The 17998-nt window shown below is 76.0% G+C and carries 15 protein-coding genes; 4 read left to right on the forward strand and 11 right to left on the reverse strand.

Translation table 11 applies throughout. From position 1 onward, the window contains the following. Positions 1-228 precede the first annotated feature (228 nt). From EDD39_RS14305 to EDD39_RS14325, 5 genes are all read right to left on the reverse strand, one after another. Entirely contained in the window at positions 229-813 is a 585-nt protein-coding gene (locus tag EDD39_RS14305) for a hypothetical protein (protein WP_123556110.1), read from the reverse strand. A gap of 81 nt (positions 814-894) precedes the next feature. Beyond that, positions 895-1392 (reverse strand): hypothetical protein, encoded by a 498-nt coding sequence (locus EDD39_RS14310; protein WP_123556112.1) that lies wholly within the window; start codon positions 1390-1392, stop codon positions 895-897. Then, the gene (locus tag EDD39_RS14315) at positions 1389-3152 is read right to left on the reverse strand and encodes an alpha/beta hydrolase (protein WP_123556114.1); all 1764 of its coding nucleotides are present in this window, start codon (positions 3150-3152) and stop codon (positions 1389-1391) included. The genes EDD39_RS14310 and EDD39_RS14315 overlap by 4 nt, the downstream gene beginning before the upstream one ends. 2 nt (positions 3153-3154) lie before the next feature. Then, a complete protein-coding gene (locus EDD39_RS14320; RefSeq protein ID WP_148089439.1) occupies positions 3155-3484 on the reverse strand; it encodes a type VII secretion target in 330 nt (109 codons plus the stop codon). 299 nt (positions 3485-3783) lie between these two features. After that, positions 3784-5319, reverse strand: a complete 1536-nt coding sequence (locus EDD39_RS14325) for an MFS transporter (protein ID WP_244256719.1) — start codon at positions 5317-5319, stop codon at positions 3784-3786. Positions 5320-5467: 148 nt separating this feature from the next. Between EDD39_RS14325 and EDD39_RS38965 the strand changes: the two genes are divergently transcribed. Further along, positions 5468-6295 (forward strand): TetR/AcrR family transcriptional regulator, encoded by an 828-nt coding sequence (locus EDD39_RS38965; protein ID WP_162870017.1) that lies wholly within the window; start codon positions 5468-5470, stop codon positions 6293-6295. 76 nt (positions 6296-6371) lie between these two features. Here the strand turns inward: EDD39_RS38965 and EDD39_RS14335 are convergent, their stop codons facing one another. The 4 genes from EDD39_RS14335 to dacB form a co-directional block, all read right to left on the reverse strand. Further along, on the reverse strand, positions 6372-7847 hold the full coding sequence (locus EDD39_RS14335; RefSeq protein WP_123556120.1) for a pyridoxal phosphate-dependent decarboxylase family protein: 1476 nt from the start codon (positions 7845-7847) through the stop codon (positions 6372-6374). Beyond that, a complete protein-coding gene (locus EDD39_RS14340; RefSeq protein WP_244256721.1) occupies positions 7844-9292 on the reverse strand; it encodes an MFS transporter in 1449 nt (482 codons plus the stop codon). Before EDD39_RS14340 ends, EDD39_RS14335 begins: the two co-directional genes overlap by 4 nt. Then, positions 9289-9906, reverse strand: coding sequence for a TetR/AcrR family transcriptional regulator (locus tag EDD39_RS14345; protein WP_123556122.1), 618 nt, complete (start codon positions 9904-9906; stop codon positions 9289-9291). Before EDD39_RS14345 ends, EDD39_RS14340 begins: the two co-directional genes overlap by 4 nt. Positions 9907-10087: 181 nt before the next feature. Beyond that, positions 10088-11707, reverse strand: coding sequence for a D-alanyl-D-alanine carboxypeptidase/D-alanyl-D-alanine endopeptidase (gene dacB, locus EDD39_RS14350; protein WP_162870018.1), 1620 nt, complete (start codon positions 11705-11707; stop codon positions 10088-10090). Between the two features lie 273 nt (positions 11708-11980). On the opposite strand from dacB, the gene EDD39_RS14355 reads away from it, so the two are divergent. Continuing rightward, complete coding sequence (locus EDD39_RS14355; RefSeq protein ID WP_123556127.1) at positions 11981-12556, forward strand: TetR/AcrR family transcriptional regulator; 576 nt, start codon at positions 11981-11983, stop codon at positions 12554-12556. A 175-nt stretch (positions 12557-12731) separates the two neighbouring features. On the opposite strand, the gene EDD39_RS14360 is transcribed toward EDD39_RS14355, so the two are convergent. Beyond that, the gene (locus EDD39_RS14360; protein ID WP_123556129.1) at positions 12732-13238 is read right to left on the reverse strand and encodes an FBP domain-containing protein; all 507 of its coding nucleotides are present in this window, start codon (positions 13236-13238) and stop codon (positions 12732-12734) included. 187 nt (positions 13239-13425) lie between these two features. Then, complete coding sequence (locus EDD39_RS14365; protein WP_123556131.1) at positions 13426-15636, reverse strand: MMPL family transporter; 2211 nt, start codon at positions 15634-15636, stop codon at positions 13426-13428. 286 nt (positions 15637-15922) lie between these two features. Here EDD39_RS14365 and EDD39_RS14370 point away from each other — a divergent pair, with 286 nt between their 5' ends. Together EDD39_RS14370 and EDD39_RS14375 are read left to right on the forward strand one after the other, a co-directional pair. Then, entirely contained in the window at positions 15923-17311 is a 1389-nt protein-coding gene (locus tag EDD39_RS14370) for a sensor histidine kinase (protein WP_244256723.1), read from the forward strand. Next, a complete protein-coding gene (locus tag EDD39_RS14375) occupies positions 17308-17988 on the forward strand; it encodes a response regulator (RefSeq protein WP_123556133.1) in 681 nt (226 codons plus the stop codon). The genes EDD39_RS14370 and EDD39_RS14375 overlap by 4 nt, the downstream gene beginning before the upstream one ends. Positions 17989-17998: the final 10 nt, after the last annotated feature.

Genomic DNA, 17998 nt, shown 5'->3' on the forward strand with positions numbered 1-17998 from the left:
GACGACGGACGGCACGGCGGCATGGCCGCGGAACGCGGCATGGCAATACCGAGGAAGACCCCTCGGCCGGCCGCCGTTCCGGCTAGATCGTTCCGACTATAGCCAGCATGGTCACGACAGCCCAACGCCGCCCGCCAACTACTCTCCGTCAACCCCGGTTTGACGCCCGATCAGCACCCATCGGCCCCGTTTCGTCCCGCCGGGCGAGCCGGCGCACGGCCGACGGGGTCAGGACCAGGCCGGGTCCTCGAAGGACGGCATGGTGTCGGGGCCGCCGTCCTTCGCGGTGGGCAGCGGGCTCGGGGCGGGCCCGAACGGGGCGGTGGTGCGCGGGTCCTGGACCCAGGCGTCCGCCACCACCGTCACGTTGCCGGGCACGCCGATGGTGACGGTCACCCCGGTGCCGCCGGGGGCGGCGGCGCTGATCTCGTCCGCCGAACCGCCCTCGTGCAGGGTGTAGCCGCGGCCCTTCCAGTACGCCTCGACCTGGTCCAGCAGCCGGGACCGGTTGGCGTCCGAGATCCGGGTCAGCACGTACCGGCGGAGCGTCAGCTGCGCGGTGCCGTCGTTGCCGCGGGCCGCGTTCTCGTGCGGCACCGCCCGGAACGCGTCGTCGGCGTACCGCACCGCGGGGCTGAGCGCCCCGGTGGTGCCGGCCACCAGCTCCTGGAGCCGGGACCTGGCGGTGTCCAGCGCCACCACCGTGCGGCCCGAGCCGCCCACCGCCCCGCCGTCGCCGCCGGACGACCCGCAGCCCGCCGCGCCCAGGCCCAGCACCAGCACCGCGACGGCACCCGCCACCCGCAGCCTCATCCGACCTCCCGCTCCCCGCCGATTCCGGCCGCTGCCCCGCCCTGTCCCGCCTGCCCTGCCCTGTCCTGCCCTGTCCCGACCCTAGACCGACCAGAACGGGTCCTGTCGCCGGGGCATGGTGTCCATCGCCCCGTCCGGCCCGATCGGCACCGTGCTGTCGCCGCCGAACGGGTACGAGGTGTCCGGCGCGGCCAGCCCGTCGACCCGGGCCAGCAGCGTGCCGTTGCCCGCGAAGCCGATCCGGAACTCGGCCGTCCCGTGCCCGGACTTCGCCCGCAGCAGCGGCAGCACCGGGTCGTCCTCGCCGTCGACCGTCCAGCCGCGCTCCCGCCAGGCCCGGCCCAGCTGGGCGAGCAGTTCGGGGTAGCGGTGTTCGGCCACCCGGGTCAGCAGGTAGCGCCGCTTCTCCAGGTGCGCGGTGCCGTCCGGCTCGCGGGTGAACGCGTGCTCGTGGGCGACCGCGACGTACGGGCCGTCCGCCCAGACCGCCGGCGGGGTGAGCGCGGGGGGAGCGGAGTCCAGCAGCTCGTCCACCGCGGACCGCGCGGCGAGCAGCTCGCGCGCCAGGTCGTCGTTCATCGGTACTCCTGTCCGGACACCCGGTCGCCGTGGCCGGAGACGATCAAGCCCATGTTGCGCAGCGAGTGCCCGTCCCGGCCGTCGCCCTGGTTCCAGTAGTCCGAGTGCGACTCGAAGCCCAGCGGGCCGTCCGCGACGTCGAAGCGGTGCGCCCCGAACTCGCTGCTCGCCGGGTCCTGGCCGAACCACAGCTCGTGCGGGTCGTCGTGCCCGGCGATCTTGTCGCCGATGAACCCGCCGGCCACCGCGCCCAGCGGGCCGGCCAGCACCCCGCCGATGCCCGCGCCGATGCCGATGCCCTTCGCCTCGCTGTGGCTGGGCAGGTGCGAGACCGGGTCGTGCTCGGCCGCGCCCACCCACACGTGGCCCGCGCCGACGCCCAGCTGCGAGGCCTGCTGCGCGCCGGTGCCGGGCGAGCCGACCAGCACGATGTCGTCCGCGGGGATGCCGCCGGGACGCTGCGCGGCCTGCCCGACGGTGAACGAGCCGTACGAGTGGCCCAGCGCGGTCAGGTGCGCGGGCTGGCCCTCGTGCGAGGCGCGCAGGCCCTGCAGGAAGCCCTGGTACGCCTCGCCGCCCTGCTTGGCCCGGTCCTCGCCGGCCACCGCGAACATGTCCGGGCTGATGCCCTTGACCTGCGGGGTGTCGTAGCCGAGCCAGGCGATCGAGGCGGTGGAGCGGCTCGGGTCGGTGTCGTGCGCGGTCTGCCACAGGTCGCGGGCCCGGTTGGCGTCGCCGCCCGCCATGTTCTTGACCTCGGTGTTCAGGCCCGGCACGTACGCCACCACGTCGTCCGCGGTGTCCGGGTTGCCGTACGCGATGGCGGCCCGGCCCTGGCCCTGGTCGCCGATCACCATCAGGTAGGCGGGCGGCTGCTTGCCCTGGTCGTCGCGGAGCCGGCCCTGGATGGCCTTGAAGCCCTCCAGCTTCTTCTTGTCCCAGTCGGAGAGGTCCTGACGGGAGGACAGGTCGGCGACCATCCGGTCCAGGTTGATCCGGTTGGCCTGGTCCCGGGCCGGGGTCGGCATGCCGTCGCGGTTGCCGAGCTCGGCCGGGTACTGCTGGATCAGGCGCTGCTGCTCGTCCGGCGGGAGGGACTTCCACCAGGCGTTGACCTCGGTCGGCGGGGCGTCCTTGCCGGGCATGCCCGCGCGGACCAGGTCCTCGTCGCCGCCGAACGGGTTGAGCGCGTCCAGCACGGCGCTGTTCAGGCGCATCGCGGCGGTGCCCGGGTCCAGGCCGGCGCCGGTCCGGGCGTCGTTGGTGTACTGGCGCAGGCGCTGCGCGGTGACCTGGTCGGCGTGCGCGGCCTCGGAGAGCGCGTCGGCGATCCGGTCGCGCAGCTCGGTGCCCTGCCGGGAGCGGTCGGGGGCGTCGGGGTCGTGGCGTTCGGCGGCGCTCGGCGGCGGCCAGGAGATCCCGCCGTCGTCCGAGACGGTGAAGCCGCCGGCGTCGGCGTCGGCGAGCGCGGCCCGGAGCTTGGAGCGGGCCAGCAGGAACGCCTCCGCGCCCTCCCGCAGGACGGGCGCGATCCGCGCCAACTCCAGGTGCGCGGCGGTCAGTTTGCCGGTGGTCCGGGCCAGCGACTGGTGGGCGCTGTCCGCGGCGGTGCCGCGCCAGCCGGAGTTGCGCACCCGGCCGTCCACCCCGTCCCGCCAGGTGTCGGCGTGGCCGGAGAACGCGGCGGCCAGCGAGGCGTACGCGTCGGCGGCGGTGAACAGCCGGTTCGGGTCCGCGTCGCGGAGCGTGGGGATGTCCATGGTCACCGCCCCGCCAGTCCGGTCGCCACGTCCTGCTCGGCGCGCCGGTAGTTCGCGGCGGTCTGCCGCAGGTTGCCGCCCTGCCGGTCCATCTCGGCGGAGAGGCTGTCCAGCAGCCGTTTCCACTCGTCCGTGCAGGAGTCCAGCTCGCTGCCGGTGGTCCAGCCGCGCAGCCCGGCCTCGGCGTCGTCCGAGGCCCCGAGCACCTGCGAAGTGCTCGGCGGCACCTGCTCGGCGACGTTCCCCGCGGTCTGCCCCGCCCCGTCCAACTCGCCGGGCTCCACCTGGAATCCGCCGCCGCTACCGCCGCTGCCGCCCGGGCCCACACTCAACACGCCATCCCCCACCACCGGTGTCGGTCCGACCACTTGAGCGCGCCATGCTAGCGAACGGAAGGCCCGAAGACCCAGCCGTTCACCACCAGTTGGTGCGCTTCCCGCAATTTCCGCACTTGGCGGGCCCTTTGCCCGGCATTTGCCATTCCGGGCACCCCCGCCCTTTTCCGGCGCGCCGCCCCGCCCCGTTTCCCCGCCCCTGGCCGGCGCGCCGTTCCGAACGCCACCGGACGGGGCGCCCGCCCGGCACTCGTGCGGATTGACGGCTCGTCAACTTCGGCCGTCGGCAAGGTGCTTCAGGCTACCTCGGCCGGAACCGGGGTCCGTTCGGGGGTCGGGGCCGGGGTGGTGGCGGGGCGCAGCAGGACGGCGACCAGGGCGGCGGTGACGGCGAGGGTCGCGGAGCCGCAGCGCAGGGCGAGGTGCAGGGCGTCGACGAACGAGGCGTCGACGGCGGCCCGGACGGGGGCGGGGGCGGGGGATGTTCCGGTGGCGCCGGCGCGGCCGGTGAGGGCGGCGACGGCGTGTGCGGCGCCGTCGGCGGGCAGGCCCAGGCGGTGCAGGGCGGTGGTGAGGTTGCCGGTCAGCCGGGCGGTCAGGACGGCGCCGAGGACGGCGATGCCGAGCACGCCGCCGAGTTCGCGCAGCGTGTTGATGGTCGCGGAGGCCATCCCGGTCTGTGCCGGGGCGACCCGGCCGAGCACCGCGATCGACACCGGGGTGAAGGTCAGGCCCATGCCGAAGCCGAGCAGCACCAGCGTCCAGGCGTACGACCAGTAGTGCGCCTGCGCCGGGTACAGCGACAGTCCGCCGAGGCCGACCGCGCACAGGGCGATGCCCAGCACCAGGGGCGGGCGGACCCCGTGACGGGTGGTCAGGCGGCCGGACAGCGGCGCGGCGAACATGATCACGCCGCTCAGCGGCAGCCCCGCGTACCCGGCGGCGGTCGGCGTCCAGCGCATCACGCCCTGCAGCATCAGCGGCAGGAAGAACATCGCGCCGAACATCCCGAAGCTCACCATCAGTCCGCTCAGCAGCGCCCCCGCCAGTACCCGGTCGCGGAACAGCCGCAGCTCCACCATCGGTTCGGCGGACCGCAGTTCGACCGCGGCGAAGAGCGCCAGCAGGACGGCCGCGGCGGCCCCGCAGCCCAGCACCCGGGTGTCCGTCCAGCCCCGGCCCGGGCCCTCGACCAGGGCGTACACCAGCGCGCCCAGTCCGCCTGCGGAGAGCAGCAGGCCGGGCAGGTCGATCCGCCGTTCGCGCGGGGCGATCTCCGGCAGCACCCGGTGGGCCAGCAGCAGGCCGACCGCCCCGACCGGGACGTTGATCCAGAACACGCTGGCCCAGCCGAACGCGTCCACCATCGGGCCGCCGACCACCGGCCCGACCGACAGGCCGAGCGCCGAGACGCCCGACCACAGGCCGATCGCCCGGGCCCGTTCCCGCTCGTCGGTGAACACCTCCCGCAGGATCGCCAGGCTGCCCGGCGTCAGCAGCGCCGCCCCGACGCCCTGCAGCATCCGGGCGGCGACCAGTGCCCCGGTGCCGCCCGCGAGCGCGGCCGCGGCCGAGCCGAGCGTGAACAGCGCCAGCCCGAGCCGGAACACCCGGGTGCGGCCGTACCGGTCGCCGAGCGTGCCGCCGGTCAGCAGCAGTGCCGCGTACACCAGGCTGTAGCCCTCGGCGACCCACTGCAGGCCGCTGATGCCCGCGTCCAGGTCCCGGCCGATCCGGGGGAGGGCGATGTTGACGATGACGTTGTCCAGCATCGCCATGAACATCGTGACGCAGAGCGTGGCGAGCGCCTGCCGCTTGCGTCGGGCGGTCATGCCGCTTCCCGCTGTCTCCATCGATCCCCTCCGGGCACGCCGAGTACCCCCTAACGGTGTTAGGGGGCGCGATTGCGCACTCAGCATCGCCCTAACGGTGTTAGATTGCAAGCGCGAACCGTGCCCGCCGCCACCCCGAGGAGCACCCGTGGCCCCGAACCCCGCCACGTCGGACACCGCCACGTCGGACACCGCTGCACCGGACGCCGTTGCACCGGACACCGCTGCGCCGCCGGACGCCCCCACCGCGCCGTCGGACGCCCCCACCGCGCCGTCGGACGCCACGCCGGACGCCCCGGCCCGCGCCCTCACCCGCGAGTGCATCGCCGCCGCCGCGCTGCGGGTCCTCGCCCGCGACGGCCTGGCCGGCCTCTCCATGCGCAAGGTCGCCGCCGAGGTCGGGGTGAAGGCCGCCTCGCTCTACTGGCACGTGCGCAACAAGGAGGAACTCCTCGACCTGCTCAACGACGCGCTCGTCGCGGGCGCCGAACTCCCGCCCCGCACCGGCGACTGGCGCGCCCAGTACCTCGAGTACGGCCGCCGCTACCGCGCCCTGCTGCTCGCCACCCGCGACGCCGCCCGGATCGTGGCCGGCCGCCTCGCCACCGGCCCGCACATCCTGGCCGTGCTGGAGGACCAGCTCGACCGGCTGCGCGGCGCCGGCTTCACCGACGCCGACGCCGCGATGGCCTCCTACCTGCTCTCCGCCTACGTGCAGGGCTTCGTCCTGCAGGAGCAGTCCCCGCTCTCCGCCGCCGAGGCGGCCGGCGCCACCCGCGGCGAGGCCGCCCGCGCCGCCGGGGAGGTCTTCCGCACCCTGCCCGCCGAGACCCACCCCAACCTGGTCGCCCTCGCCGCCGACCTCACCGACCCGGACATGGACGCCCGCTTCGAGTTCGGCCTGCACCGCCTCGCCGACGGCCTCGCCGCCCTGCTCCCGACACCTCGTCCGGCGCCCGGCCGGGAGCCCCGCTGAGCCCTGTCCGGCGTCCGGCCGGGAGTCCCGCTGAGCCCTGTCCGGCGCCCGGCCGGGAACACGACTAGGCGTCCGGCTAGGCGCCCGGCGCGCCCAGGTACGGGCTGTACAGCGCCGACAGGAACCGGGTGGCGAGCCGGTCGCGCAGTTGCGGGGGCAGGCCGTCGAGCAGGCGGTTGACGCCCGCCATCCGGGTGCCGGCGCCGGGGGAGAGGTCGAGGCCGGCTGCCGGGAGCAGGGCGGCGAAGGCCGCGTCGTCCAGGGTGGTGAAGTCGAGCTTCCCGAGCAGGGCGAGGAGCTCGGCGGGCGGGGCGACCGGACCGCGGGCGCGGACCGCGGCGACGCTGTCGCGCAGCACCGCGAGCAGCCCGTCGACGCCCTCCCCGCTGACGCCGGTGAGCGTGACGTGCAGGCTGGCGGGCAGCCCGGCGACGCTCAGCTGCGGCTGCAGGAAGAAACCGCGCCCGCGCGACTCGTCCGCCAACTCCCAGAGGTCCGGCGGGTCCTCGCCGTCGGTGCCGATCGCCACCAGCGTGGCGTCCGGCGTGCCGAGCACCCGCAGCCCGTCGATCGCGCCGACGCCCGCGACCAGCCGCCGGGTCGCGTCCAGCGCCGCGCGCCCCAACTCCCGGTAGCCGTCCGCCCCGAGGGCCTGCAGGGTGGCCCAGGCGCCGGCCAGCGGGCCGGCGCCCTTGCTGCTCTGCACGGTGGAGTTGACCACCGGGTAGCCGGGCCACTGCGCGCAGGCGAAGTACGCGGCCAGCCGCAGCGCCTGGTCGCGGAAGAGCAGCACCGACGCCCCCTTGGGCGCGTACCCGAACTTGTGCAGGTCGCAGGAGAGCGAGGTGACGCCGGGCACCGACAGGTCGAACGGCGGCACCTGCGCCCCGGCCTCGGCCAGCCAGGGCAGCAGCCAGCCGCCCACGCAGGCGTCCACGTGGCAGGGCAGCCCGCGCCCGGCCGCCGCCGCGGCGATCGCCGCGACCGGGTCGACCACGCCGTGCGCGTACGAGGGCGCGGAGGCCACCACCAGCACCGTCCGGTCGGTGCAGGCCGCGGCCATCGCCTCGGGGACGGCCCGGAAGGTCTCCGGGTCGACCGGCACCGCGACGACCTTCACCTTCAGGTACGCCCCGGCCTTGAAGAACGCGGCGTGCGCCGTCGCGGGCACCACGATCTCCGGCTCGGCGACCTCGGGCCGGGCGTCCCGGGCGGCCTTGACCGCGAGCAGGATCGACTCGGTGCCGCCGCTGGTGAAGATGCCCGGGGTGCGCTCGTCCCCGCCGAGCCGGGCGGCGACCGCGCCGACCACCTGCCGCTCCAGCGCGACGATGCTCGGGAAGGCCGTCGGGTCCAGCCCGTTGACCTCCAGCATGGCCAGGTACGCGCCCTCGGCGGCGGCCCGCACCCCGGGCCGCCCGGCGTCGTAGGTGTACGCGGTGGTGCGCCCGCCCCGGGTGGGCAGGTCGGCGGCGGTGAGCGCGCGCAGCTCGGCGAGCAACTCCTCGGCGGGGCGCCCGGAATCCGGGAGCCCGAACTGACGGTCCGTCATGAAACCTCTCCAGCAAGCGAGTCGACGACAACGGCGGGGGCGGCCGCGCGGCGACGCCCGTACGCGCGCAGGGCGGGCAGCGAGGCCAGCATCAGCAGCGCCGGGACGAGGCTGAAGCCGAGCAGGACGCCCGCCCGGGCGGCCGGGGTCTGCGCGACCGGGTGGTCGGTGGTGGAGGAGGCGAACCCGGCGGCGGCCAGCGCCAGCGAGAACAGCCCCGGACCGGCGGCCAGGCCCGCCGTCTCCCCGGCCGTCCACAGCCCGGTGAACGCCCCGGACTGCAGCCGCCCGGTGCGCGCCGCGTCCGCGTGCACGGTGTCCGGCAGCAGCGACAGCGGCAGCACCTGCAGCGCCGCGTACGCCACGCCCAGCACCGCGCACAGCGCCAGCACCGCGCCGACGTGCACCGCGCCCGTCCCGGCGGCCGGCCACAGCGCGGCCGAGGCCGGCACGAACAGTGCGGTCGCCGCGGTCAGGCAGCGCAGCCGCCCCCACCGGGCGGCGGCCCGGCCCCACAGCGGGACGGCGACCGCGCTCGGCGCGACCAGGCAGACGAACAGCACCGAGGTCAGCCCGTAGCCGCCCAGCCAGTACGCGGCGGTGTAGGGGGCGGCCGCCAGCATGATCGCCACCGCGGCGGCCTGCAGCACGAACGCGCCCAGCAGCGCGAAGAACGCCCGGTTCCCGCGCGCGGTGCGCAGCGCGGCCCGCAGCCCCAGCGGCTCCGGCCCGGGCCGGGCGGGCACCCGGCGGGCGCCCAGCGCCGGCACCAGCAGCGTCGCCAGCAGCAGGACGGCGACCACGGCGCCCATCACCGCGTACCCGCGCCGCCCGTCCCCGGCCAGCGACACCACGGCCGGGGCCAGGCCGCCCGCGACCAGGATGCCGACGGTCAGGCAGACGATCCGCCACACCATGATCCGGGTGCGCACCTCGGGCCGGTCCGACATCTCGGCGGGCAGCGCCACGTACGGGACCTGGAACAGCGCGAACGCGCTGGAGGCGAGCACGAAGGTGACCGCGACCCAGGCGGCCGCGCCGGAACCGGTCAGCGGCGAGAGGAACATCGCGGCGAACGCGACGGGCAGCGCCAGCGCCCCGGCCAGCAGGATCCGGGTGCGGCGGCCGGTGCGCAGCGCCTCCCGGTCGCTGGCCGCGCCGACCGTCGGGTTGAACAGCGCGTCCCACGCCTTGGGCAGCGCCACCACCAGGCCCGCGACCCCGGCGGGCACGCCCAGCGCGTCGGTCATGAAGTACAGCAGCAGCAGGCCGGGGACGGTCGAGTGGATGCCCGTCCCGACCGAGCCGATCGCGTACCCGGCCAACTGCCGTCTGCCCACCGCCCCGCCGCTCACCGCCCCGCCGCTCACCGCCCCGCCGCTCACCGCCCCGCCGCTCACCGCCCCGCCGCTCACCGCCCCGCTGCCCACCGCCCCGCCGCTCACCGCCCGCCCCCGATCCCCAGCTCGCGCAGCACCAGGCCGTGCAGGTGCTCCCGGAACCGCGGCACCTGCGCGCGGATCATCGAGCGGCAGAAGCCGTGCACCGTCCACAGCACCGACCACACGGCCAACTCGGCGCGCTCCGGCGGCAGTCCGGGCAGCGCGGCGGCCAGCGCGTCGCGCACCGACTCCAGCAGCGGGCGGGTGTACTCCTCCTCCAGCCCGGCGAACTCGGCGGCGTCCGCCAGCCAGCGCCGCATCCACAGCGCGGGGACGTCCGGCCGCTCCAGGCAGAAGTCCAGGTACCGGTCCGCGAACCCGACCGCCGCCCCCGCCGGGTCCGCCCCCGCCCGCGCCCCGAACTCCCGCAGCGCCCCGGCCACCGCCGCCCGCTCCGCCTCGTGCGCCCGCCGCATCACCTCGCGGTACAGGTCGGCCTTCCCGCCCACGTGGTACGCGACCGTGGCCACGTTCAACCCCGCGGCCCCGGCGATCATCCGGGTGGTCGTCCCGTCGTACCCGCGCTCCGCGAACAGCGCGGTCGCCGCCGAGACGATCCGCTCCCGGCTCAGCTCGGCCTGGTTCTGCGCCGCACCCGGCGTCGATGGCTCGGTCATGGCGGGGAGCGTACGCGCGCTGCTTGTCATCAATCAACTGTTTGATTGATGACAGTTGCGTGACATCCGCAGCGACCCGGACCCTGCGCCCGCAGCTCGACCCCTGCGCCCGGAGAACGCCGACGGGCCCCGCCGCGCAGTGCGGCGGGGCCCGGACGTGGAGCGGGGATCAGGCGGGGGGTCAGCAGTGCGCGACGGCCTCGCAGTCCTCCCAGCGGGTGCCGGTGTAGGTGTCCTGGCCGTCGCCCGAGGTCGGGGCGGTCAGCGACTTGACCCGCTGCTGGGCGGTGCCGGCGGGGGCCGCGGCGGGGCCGGTGGCGAGGCGGACGGCGATCGCGTCCAGGAGCGGGCGGGGGCTGGTGCCGGCGAAGTCGTTGACCATCACGGCGAAGACCAGCCGGCGGCCGTCGGGGGCGGTGGCGTAGCCGATCAGGTTGTCGACGCCGCCCATCGAGCCGCTCTTGGCGTGCACGTTGTTCTCGGCCTTGGTGCCGCGCATCCGGGCGGCCAGCGTGCCGCCGACCATCCGCTGCGGGTTGCCGGCCACCGGCAGCGCGTTGTACCAGGCGTCGAACCAGGGCTTGCCCTGGACGATCCGGAGCAGGTCGGCCATCTTGGCCGGGGTGATCAGGTCGTAGCGCGACAGGCCGGAACCGTCGACCTGCCGCCCGGCCGGGGTGCTCAGCCCGTTGGCCTTGAGGAACGCCTGGACCTGGTTGACGCCGGTCGCCCAGTCGCCGCGGCCGCCCTTGACCTTGCCGATCTCCTTGGTCAGGTGCTCGGCGATGCCGTTGTTGCTGATCTTCAGCATCGGGACGATCAGCTCGGCGAGGGTCTGCGACTGGTGCGACGCCAGCGGCTGCGAGCTCTCCTTGCCGGTCGCCGCCTGCACGTCACCGCGCACCACCTGCACGCCGTGCCGGGCCAGCGCGCCCGCGAACACCCGGCCCGCGTAGGTGGACGGGTTCTCGACGGTCACCCAGGAGGTCACCGGCGCGGCCCCGGCCGCGATGCTGCCGGACAGCGCCAGCTCGTTGCTGCCGCGCTTGCGGTCCACGCCGACGGACGAGCCGCTGCCCGCCGCGCCGGTGGCCACCGAGCCGGTGAACGCCATCGGCGCCTCGGCCGGGTTCAGGGTGACCTTCGCGGCCTCCCCGGCCGCCCCCGGGGCCACCGTGACCTGCACGGTGTCCATCATGTACTCGGAGTCGTTGGCGACCGTCAGCCCGGAGATCTGCGGGCTGTACGAGTACGGCTCGTCGTCCCAGGCCCAGCCGGGGCCGAGCGGGGTGGAGTCGTAGCGGCTGCCGTCGGCCAGCACCCGGCCGGTGACGGTGGTGACCCCGGACGCCGCGACCTTGGTGGCCAGGTCGTCGAGGTCCTTCACCAGCAGGCTGGGGTCGCCGCCGCCGCGCAGCACCAGGTCGCCGACCAGGGTGGAGCCGTACCGGGTGCCGGTGGTGCGCACCTCGGTGCTGAACCGGTAGTCCGCGCCGAGCAGGTCGAGCGCGGCGGTGGAGGTCACCGTCTTCATGGTGGACGCCGGGGTGAGCAGCGCCTGCGGCTGGTGCGCGTACAGCACCTGGCCGCTGGCGGCGTCCAGCACCTCGACGCCGGTCTGGGCGTTGGCCAGCCGGGAGTCGGCCAGCAGTGCGTTCAGGTCGGCGGTCAGCGCGGCGTCGGCCGGGGTCGGGTCGTCGGCCTGGGCGGAGCCGGCGAGCAGGGAGGCGGCCAGCACCGCGGCGGCGGCCAGCGGCACGCTGCGGCGGTAGAGGCGGTGGCGGGGCGGACGTCCGGGCAAGGCTGCTCCAGGGTGCGGGTCGGCCGGGGTGCGTGCGTCACCCACGCCCCCGTTTTGCCATGGACATTACCATTTGAGGGGGTATCAGTTGATCTTCCGACCACCCGCCCCGACGGCCCCGCCCCGGACCCCGCCCCGGCGGCCCACCCCTTACTGACGCGCCGGAGCGGCAAAAGGTCGCACCCGCGTCCCGGATAAACTGACCGCCCGCTCGAAGAGCCCCCCGGGGCTCCCCGCTCGGCCCCCCGCGGGGCTCCCCACCGGACGAGGAACATGGCTGCGCACGCTGGGCTGACGGTCGAACGCATCACCCGCGCCGCCGCCGAACTCGCCGACCGGGTCGGCATCGAGAAGGTCACCGTCTCCGCGCTGGCCCGGCAGTTCGGGGTGAAGGACGCCAGCTTCTACTCGCACGTCAAGAACCTCCAGGAGATCCGGATCCGGGTCGCCCTGCTGGCCTCCGACGAGCTGAACCAGGCCCTCGCCGCCGCCATCGCCGGCCGCTCCGGCGGCGAGGCCCTCACCGCCTTCGCGGACGCCTACCGGGACTACGCGCTGGCCCACCCCGGCCGCTACGCCGCCACCCAACTGCCGCTCGACCCGGCCGAGTTCACCGACACCGCGGTGTTCGCCCGGAGCGTGGAACTGACCTACGCGGTGATGCGCCACTACCGCCTCGCCGAACCCGACCTGACCGACGCCGCCCGCCTGCTGCGCAGCACCTTCCACGGCTTCATCGGCATCGAGAGCGCCGGCGGCTTCAACCACCCCCGCGCCGCCGCCGACTCCTGGCGGCGCATCACCACCGGCCTCCACCACCTGCTGGCGAACTGGCCCCCGGCCCCCTGAGCGTCAACTCCCCGCTCCCGAGGCACCTTTCAGTGCGGGGAGCGCCCCCAGCCCGAACACCAGCGCCGCCCGCACCAGCGCGACCCGCACCACCGCCCGTCGACGGGCGCCCGCACCGGCGGACCGCCCGTCCCCGTCCCCGCCCCCGTCCCGGTCCCGGTTTCCGCCCCCGCGCTCACGGCCGCAGCACCCGCTCCAGGAACGCCGCCAGGTTGCCCCTGGTCCGGGCGACCTTCTCCTCGGTGCTCAGGCTCTCCCGCATCCGCACCCCGCCCGCCGAGGCCCGCCGGAGCCCCCGCACGTACAGCGAGCAGGCCAGGTCGCCGCAGAAGTACTCGCCCGCCGAGGCGTACTCGCCCCCGGACGCCCGCCCGGCCTTGCGCGCCGTCAGCAGCGCCACCCCGGACGCCGCGTGCACCGTCAGGCAGATCGAGCACATCGCCCCCTGCCCCGCCCCCGCCCCCGCCCGCTGCGCCCGCCGCAGCGCGACCCCCACCGGCCGCCCCTCGTGCTCGGCCACCAGGTACCCCCGGTCGGGGGCGCCCGGATCCCGCCACCCGAGGAAGTCCAGCTCCTCCCACGGCAGTTCGGCCAGCCCGCGGGGCAGCGCGAGCCGTCCGGCCTCGCCCTTGGTGCAGTTGACGAACGATGCCCGGATCGCCGGTTCGGTCAGTGCCTGCATGGTTCCCGTCCTCGCCTCCACTCGCGCCTAGGACCCCTAGGCTGAAGCCAAGATAACCTAGGCACCGGACCGGACCAAGCCGTTTTCCCACCCGCCCCGCCCACCCCGGAAGCACCCGGAGCCGCCGCCAGGGCCGGACCGGGGGTGGAAGCCACCGGCGGTCCGGCCCTGGCGGGCGGTCGGACGGTCAGGACGTCGGAACCCGCCCCGGCAGCGCCGCCGCCGAAGCCTCCCGGTCGCCCGCCCGACCGGCCTCCCGGCCCGCCGTCAGCCGCAGCGGCCACCACAGCGCGCGGCCGAGCAGCGCAGCCACCGCCGGGACCACCACCAGCGACAGCAGCAGCGCGGAGAGCAGGATCCCGAGCGTCAGCGCGAAGGCGATCTGCTCGCTGCCCGGCGTGGTGGCCAGGCTGGCGAACGAGCCGCCCAGCACCAGTCCGGCGGTGGCCACGGCGGGCGCGGTGTGCCGCACGGCGCGGGCCACGGCGGCCCGGGCCGGGCCCGGGTGGTGCATCTCCTCGCGGATCCGGTCCGCGATCAGGATGTTGTAGTCGGTGCCGAGCGCCACCACGAACAGGAACAGCACCAGCGGCAGGGTGAAGGCCACACCGGGCCGGTCCAGCCCGTGCTGGAACACCAGGACGGCGCTGCCCAGGGTGGCGGCGAACCCCAGCCCGACCGAGAGCAGCAGCGCCACCGGGGCGAGCAGGCTGCGCAGGAGCAGCAGCAGGATCAGCGCGATCAGCCCCGCCGCGACCGGGAACACCACCCGCAGGTCGTGGTCGACCACGTCCGCCACGTCGGCGTACACCGCCGAGGTGCCGCCGACGTGGGCGTGCGTCCCGGTGGGGGAGTGGGCGGCGACGGCGGCCCGCAGCGGGCCGGAGACCAGGGCCCGGGCCTGCTCGCTCTGCGGGTCGGCGACGGGGTAGACGTCGATCCGGACGGCCCGGCCGTCCGGGCTGCCCACCGGGTCGGCGACCTGCCCGACGCCCGCGACCCTGCCGAGCTCCCGGGCCAGCCCGGCGAAGGCGGCCGGGTCGACGGCGCCGCCCCCGTCGGCGGTGGCGTACACGGTGGCCGGGTCGGCCGCCCCGGCCGGGAGCGAACGGGAGATCTCGGCGGCGGTGGCGGCCGAGGGCGTCCCCGAGGGGCCGCCCAGGCCGTAGTCCATCCGCATCCCGACCAGGCCCGCGGCCATCGCGCCGAGCAGCACGACGGACGCCAGCAGCGCGGCCGCGGGGCGGCGGGCCACCAGCTCGCCGAGGCGGGCGGCGACGCCCGGGCGCGGCTCCCGGCGCAGCGTGCGCGAGGGCCAGAACATGCCCCGCCCGCAGGCGGCGAGCAGCGCCGGCATCAGGGTCAGGCTGCCCAGCAGCATCACCAGCACGGCGACGGCGATCGCCGGGCCGAGCGAGCGGAACAGGCCGAACCCTGCCACGCCCAGGGTGGCGAACGCGGCGACGATGGTCAGCGCGGCCGAGGTGATCGCCGTGCCGACCCGGCCGCACACCTCGGCGGCGACCTGGCGGGCGGGCGCGTCCGGGCGGGTCCGCAGCACCTCGCGGAACCGGAACAGCAGGAACAGCAGGTAGTCGACGCCGATGCCGAGCAGCACCACCGAGATCAGGCCGGGGGTGGAGGCGTCCAGCCGCAGGCCGGTGAGCCCGGCCAGGCCCGCGACCGCGCCGCCCGCCGCACCGCCGACCAGCGCCACCGCGAGCAGCGGCAGCACGGCGGCCAGCACGCTGCGGAACACCAGCACGTTGAGCAGCACGATCAGGCCCACCACCAGGATGCCGCCGACGGTCGCGGCCGTCCGGTTCGCGTCGGTGCTGTCCGCGGCCTCGGCCACGCCGCCGGTGAAGCCGGTGCGCATCCCGGCCTCGGCGAACCGCTCCCGGGCGGTGTCCCGGAACGTCCGGTAGACGTCCTGCACGCCCTCGTCGGCGACGTTGCCGGCCAGTTCGACGGCCAGCAGTTCGAAGCCGCCGTCCGGGGCGACCATCGCGGGCGCCACCTTCGGCGTCTGCGAGCGGTCGGTCACCAGGAAGGACGGGTCGTCGGCCTTGCGCGGCATCACCACCCGCTGCCGTCCGAGCCGGTCCGCCTCGGCGTCGATCCGCCGCCGGTCGGCGTCCGTGAGCGGGGCGCCGTCGGCGCGGGCCACCAGCACCGTGACGGTGGTGGCGTCGGGCCGCAGCCCGAAGTGGTCCTCGGCGATCCGCAGCGCCGCCGCCGAGTCGTAGCGGGCGGGCAGGAAGTCCGCGGTGTTGCTCCCGGTGACCTTGGCGAACAGCACCGGCGCCACCCCGGTCAGCGCGACCCCGAGGACCGCCCACACGGCGATCACCTTCCAGGCGTGTCTGGTGGAGAATCCGGTCAGTGCGCGGATCACGGTCGCCCTCCGTCTGTGTTGCTGCTGGTCGGACGACGGTCGCCGTCCGATGAACAGCCCATCAGTCCGGGTGCCCCCTGGGCGTCGGGGCGACGGACGATCCGCACCGGGGCCCGCGGGCCCGCACCGCCCCCGCACCCGGGACCTGGCTCCCAGGACCGCTCGCCCCCGGAGACGACGTCCGCCCCGCCGGGCCGGTGCCAGAATGGGGCATCGGGGCTGGTCAGCGGCAGCGCGGCCCGGAACGCGAGACGAGCGGGACACCGGCGGAACACGGGGGACGGACATGGGACGACCGCAGCAGCACCCGGGCACCGAGGCGGCGCCGGACGGCGCGCCGTGGACCCACACCGACGCCCTGGTCGCCGTGGCCGCGGGCCTGTTCGACGCGCTCGGCTCGCTGCTGTTCGCCGCGCTGGACGGCGACCGGGGGCCGGGCCTGCCCGGCTTCCTGCTCGCGCTGCTGGCCGCCCTGCCGCTGCTATTCCGGCGCGACCGCCCGGTACCGGCGCTCGCCGCGGTACTCGCGCTCGGCATCGCCGCCGACCTGGCCAGGTCGGGCGCCCCGCACTTCGGGGCGGTCCTGGTGGTCGCGCTGTACTCGGTGGCCCGGGCGAGCACCCTCGCCACGACCGCCGCGGCCGCCCTGGCCGCCTCGGTGACGACCGTCCTCGGCCAGAGCCACTTCCGGACGCCGACCCTGGCCGCGGTGCTGTCCGCCCCGTGCTCCGCGCTGCTGGTCGCCGGGGCCGGCCTCGCGGTCGCCCGCTGGCAGCGCGAGGTGACGGCCAACCGGCAGCTGCTCGCCGACCGCGCGGTCGCCGAGGAACGCCGCCGGATCGCCCGGGAGCTGCACGACGTCGTCGCCCACCACATCACCACCATGCAGCTGATGGCCGGCGGCGCCCGTGCCAACCTCGCCGACCCCGAGGTGGTCCGGGACGCCCTGGTCACCCTGGAGTCCTCCGGCCGCCTCGCACTGCGCGAGATGCGCCAACTCCTCGACGTGCTGCGGGCCGGCGACGAACCGGACGCCGTCCCGCCCGCCCCGCAGCCCGGCACCGACGACCTGCCCCGCCTGCTGGAGGAGTCCCGCCGGGCCGGCCTGCCCGCGGACCTCACCGTGCACGGCGAGGTCCGCCCGCTGCCGCCCGCCCTCGGCCTGGCCGTGTTCCGGATCGTCCAGGAAGCCCTGACCAACACCCGCAAGCACGCCGGCCCGACCCGCGCCACCGTCCGCCTGACCTACGGCCCGGACCTGCTCACCGTCCACGTCCGCGACCACGGCCCCGGCTCCGGCCCCGGCTCCGGTTTCGCCCGCTCATCGGCCGAACCCAGCGGCCACGGCCTGATCGGCATGCGCGAACGCGCCGCCCTCCACGGCGGCACCCTCACCGCCACCCCCCACCCCGACGGCGGCTTCGCCGTCCACGCCGAACTGCCGCTCCCCGCCGAGGAACCGACCACCGAGGCCGCCGAACTCCCTTCCCCCGTCGGCGATCCCGCCTTCCCCTCCGCCGAACCGCCCTCCCCTGTCGGCGAGTCCGCCACTCGGCCCGCCGAGCCCGCCGAGCCCGCCGAGTTCGCCCAACCCGCCAGCCCCGCCCGCGAGTTCGCCAAGTCGGCCCCCGCCGCCCGCGAGTCCGCCGCGCTCCCCACGGAGGCCCGCCGATGACCCCGATCCGGATCCTGGTCGCCGACGACCAGCCGCTGGTGCGCCGCGGTCTCTGCCTCATCCTCTCGCCCGACCCGGCCTTCGAGGTGGTCGGCGAGGCCGAGAACGGCGCCGCCGCGGTCGAACTCGCCCGCCGGCTGCGCCCCGACGTGGTGGTGATGGACATCCGGATGCCGGTCCTCGACGGCGTCGACGCGACCCGCGAACTCGCCCGGACCGTCCCCGACTGCCGGGTCCTCGCACTCAGCACCTTCGACCTCGACGAGTACGTGGTCGCCGCGCTCCGGGCCGGCGCCTGCGGCTTCCTCCCCAAGGACGTCTCGCCGGAGGAGCTCGCCGCCGCGATCCGCACCGTCCACACCGGCGAGGCGGTGGTCGCGCCGCGCCTGCTCACCCGCCTGATCTCCGCCTACGTCCGCACCACCGCCCCGCAGGCTCCCGCCGCCCCGCGCCCGGTCGCGGCCGAGCTGACCCCCCGGGAGACCGAGGTGTGGCGCCTGATCGCCACCGGTCTCGACAACGACGCCATCGCCGCCGCCCTCGACCTCAGCCGTTCCACCGTCAAGAACCACATCACCTCCCTCTTCGCGAAGCTCGACGTCCGGGACCGGGCCCAGGCCGTCATCGCCGCCTACGAGTCCGGTCTGGTCGCGGCCGGGTCCCCGGGCGGCGGGTGAGCGGGCGAGC

It is taken from the genome of Kitasatospora cineracea, assembly GCF_003751605.1.
Lineage (GTDB): Bacteria > Actinomycetota > Actinomycetes > Streptomycetales > Streptomycetaceae > Kitasatospora > Kitasatospora cineracea.

Coding starts and splice junctions, on each gene's coding strand:
- EDD39_RS14360 (WP_123556129.1), bottom strand. CDS start 13,238: ATGCAGGCACTGACCGAACCGGCGATCCGGGCATCGTTCGTCAACTGC.
- EDD39_RS14335 (WP_123556120.1), bottom strand. CDS start 7,847: ATGACGGACCGTCAGTTCGGGCTCCCGGATTCCGGGCGCCCCGCCGAG.
- EDD39_RS14315 (WP_123556114.1), bottom strand. CDS start 3,152: ATGGACATCCCCACGCTCCGCGACGCGGACCCGAACCGGCTGTTCACC.
- EDD39_RS14325 (WP_244256719.1), bottom strand. CDS start 5,319: ATGACCGCCCGACGCAAGCGGCAGGCGCTCGCCACGCTCTGCGTCACG.
- EDD39_RS14375 (WP_123556133.1), top strand. CDS start 17,308: ATGACCCCGATCCGGATCCTGGTCGCCGACGACCAGCCGCTGGTGCGC.
- EDD39_RS14345 (WP_123556122.1), bottom strand. CDS start 9,906: ATGACCGAGCCATCGACGCCGGGTGCGGCGCAGAACCAGGCCGAGCTG.
- EDD39_RS14310 (WP_123556112.1), bottom strand. CDS start 1,392: ATGAACGACGACCTGGCGCGCGAGCTGCTCGCCGCGCGGTCCGCGGTG.
- EDD39_RS14370 (WP_244256723.1), top strand. CDS start 15,923: ATGGGACGACCGCAGCAGCACCCGGGCACCGAGGCGGCGCCGGACGGC.
- EDD39_RS14305 (WP_123556110.1), bottom strand. CDS start 813: ATGAGGCTGCGGGTGGCGGGTGCCGTCGCGGTGCTGGTGCTGGGCCTG.
- EDD39_RS14355 (WP_123556127.1), top strand. CDS start 11,981: ATGGCTGCGCACGCTGGGCTGACGGTCGAACGCATCACCCGCGCCGCC.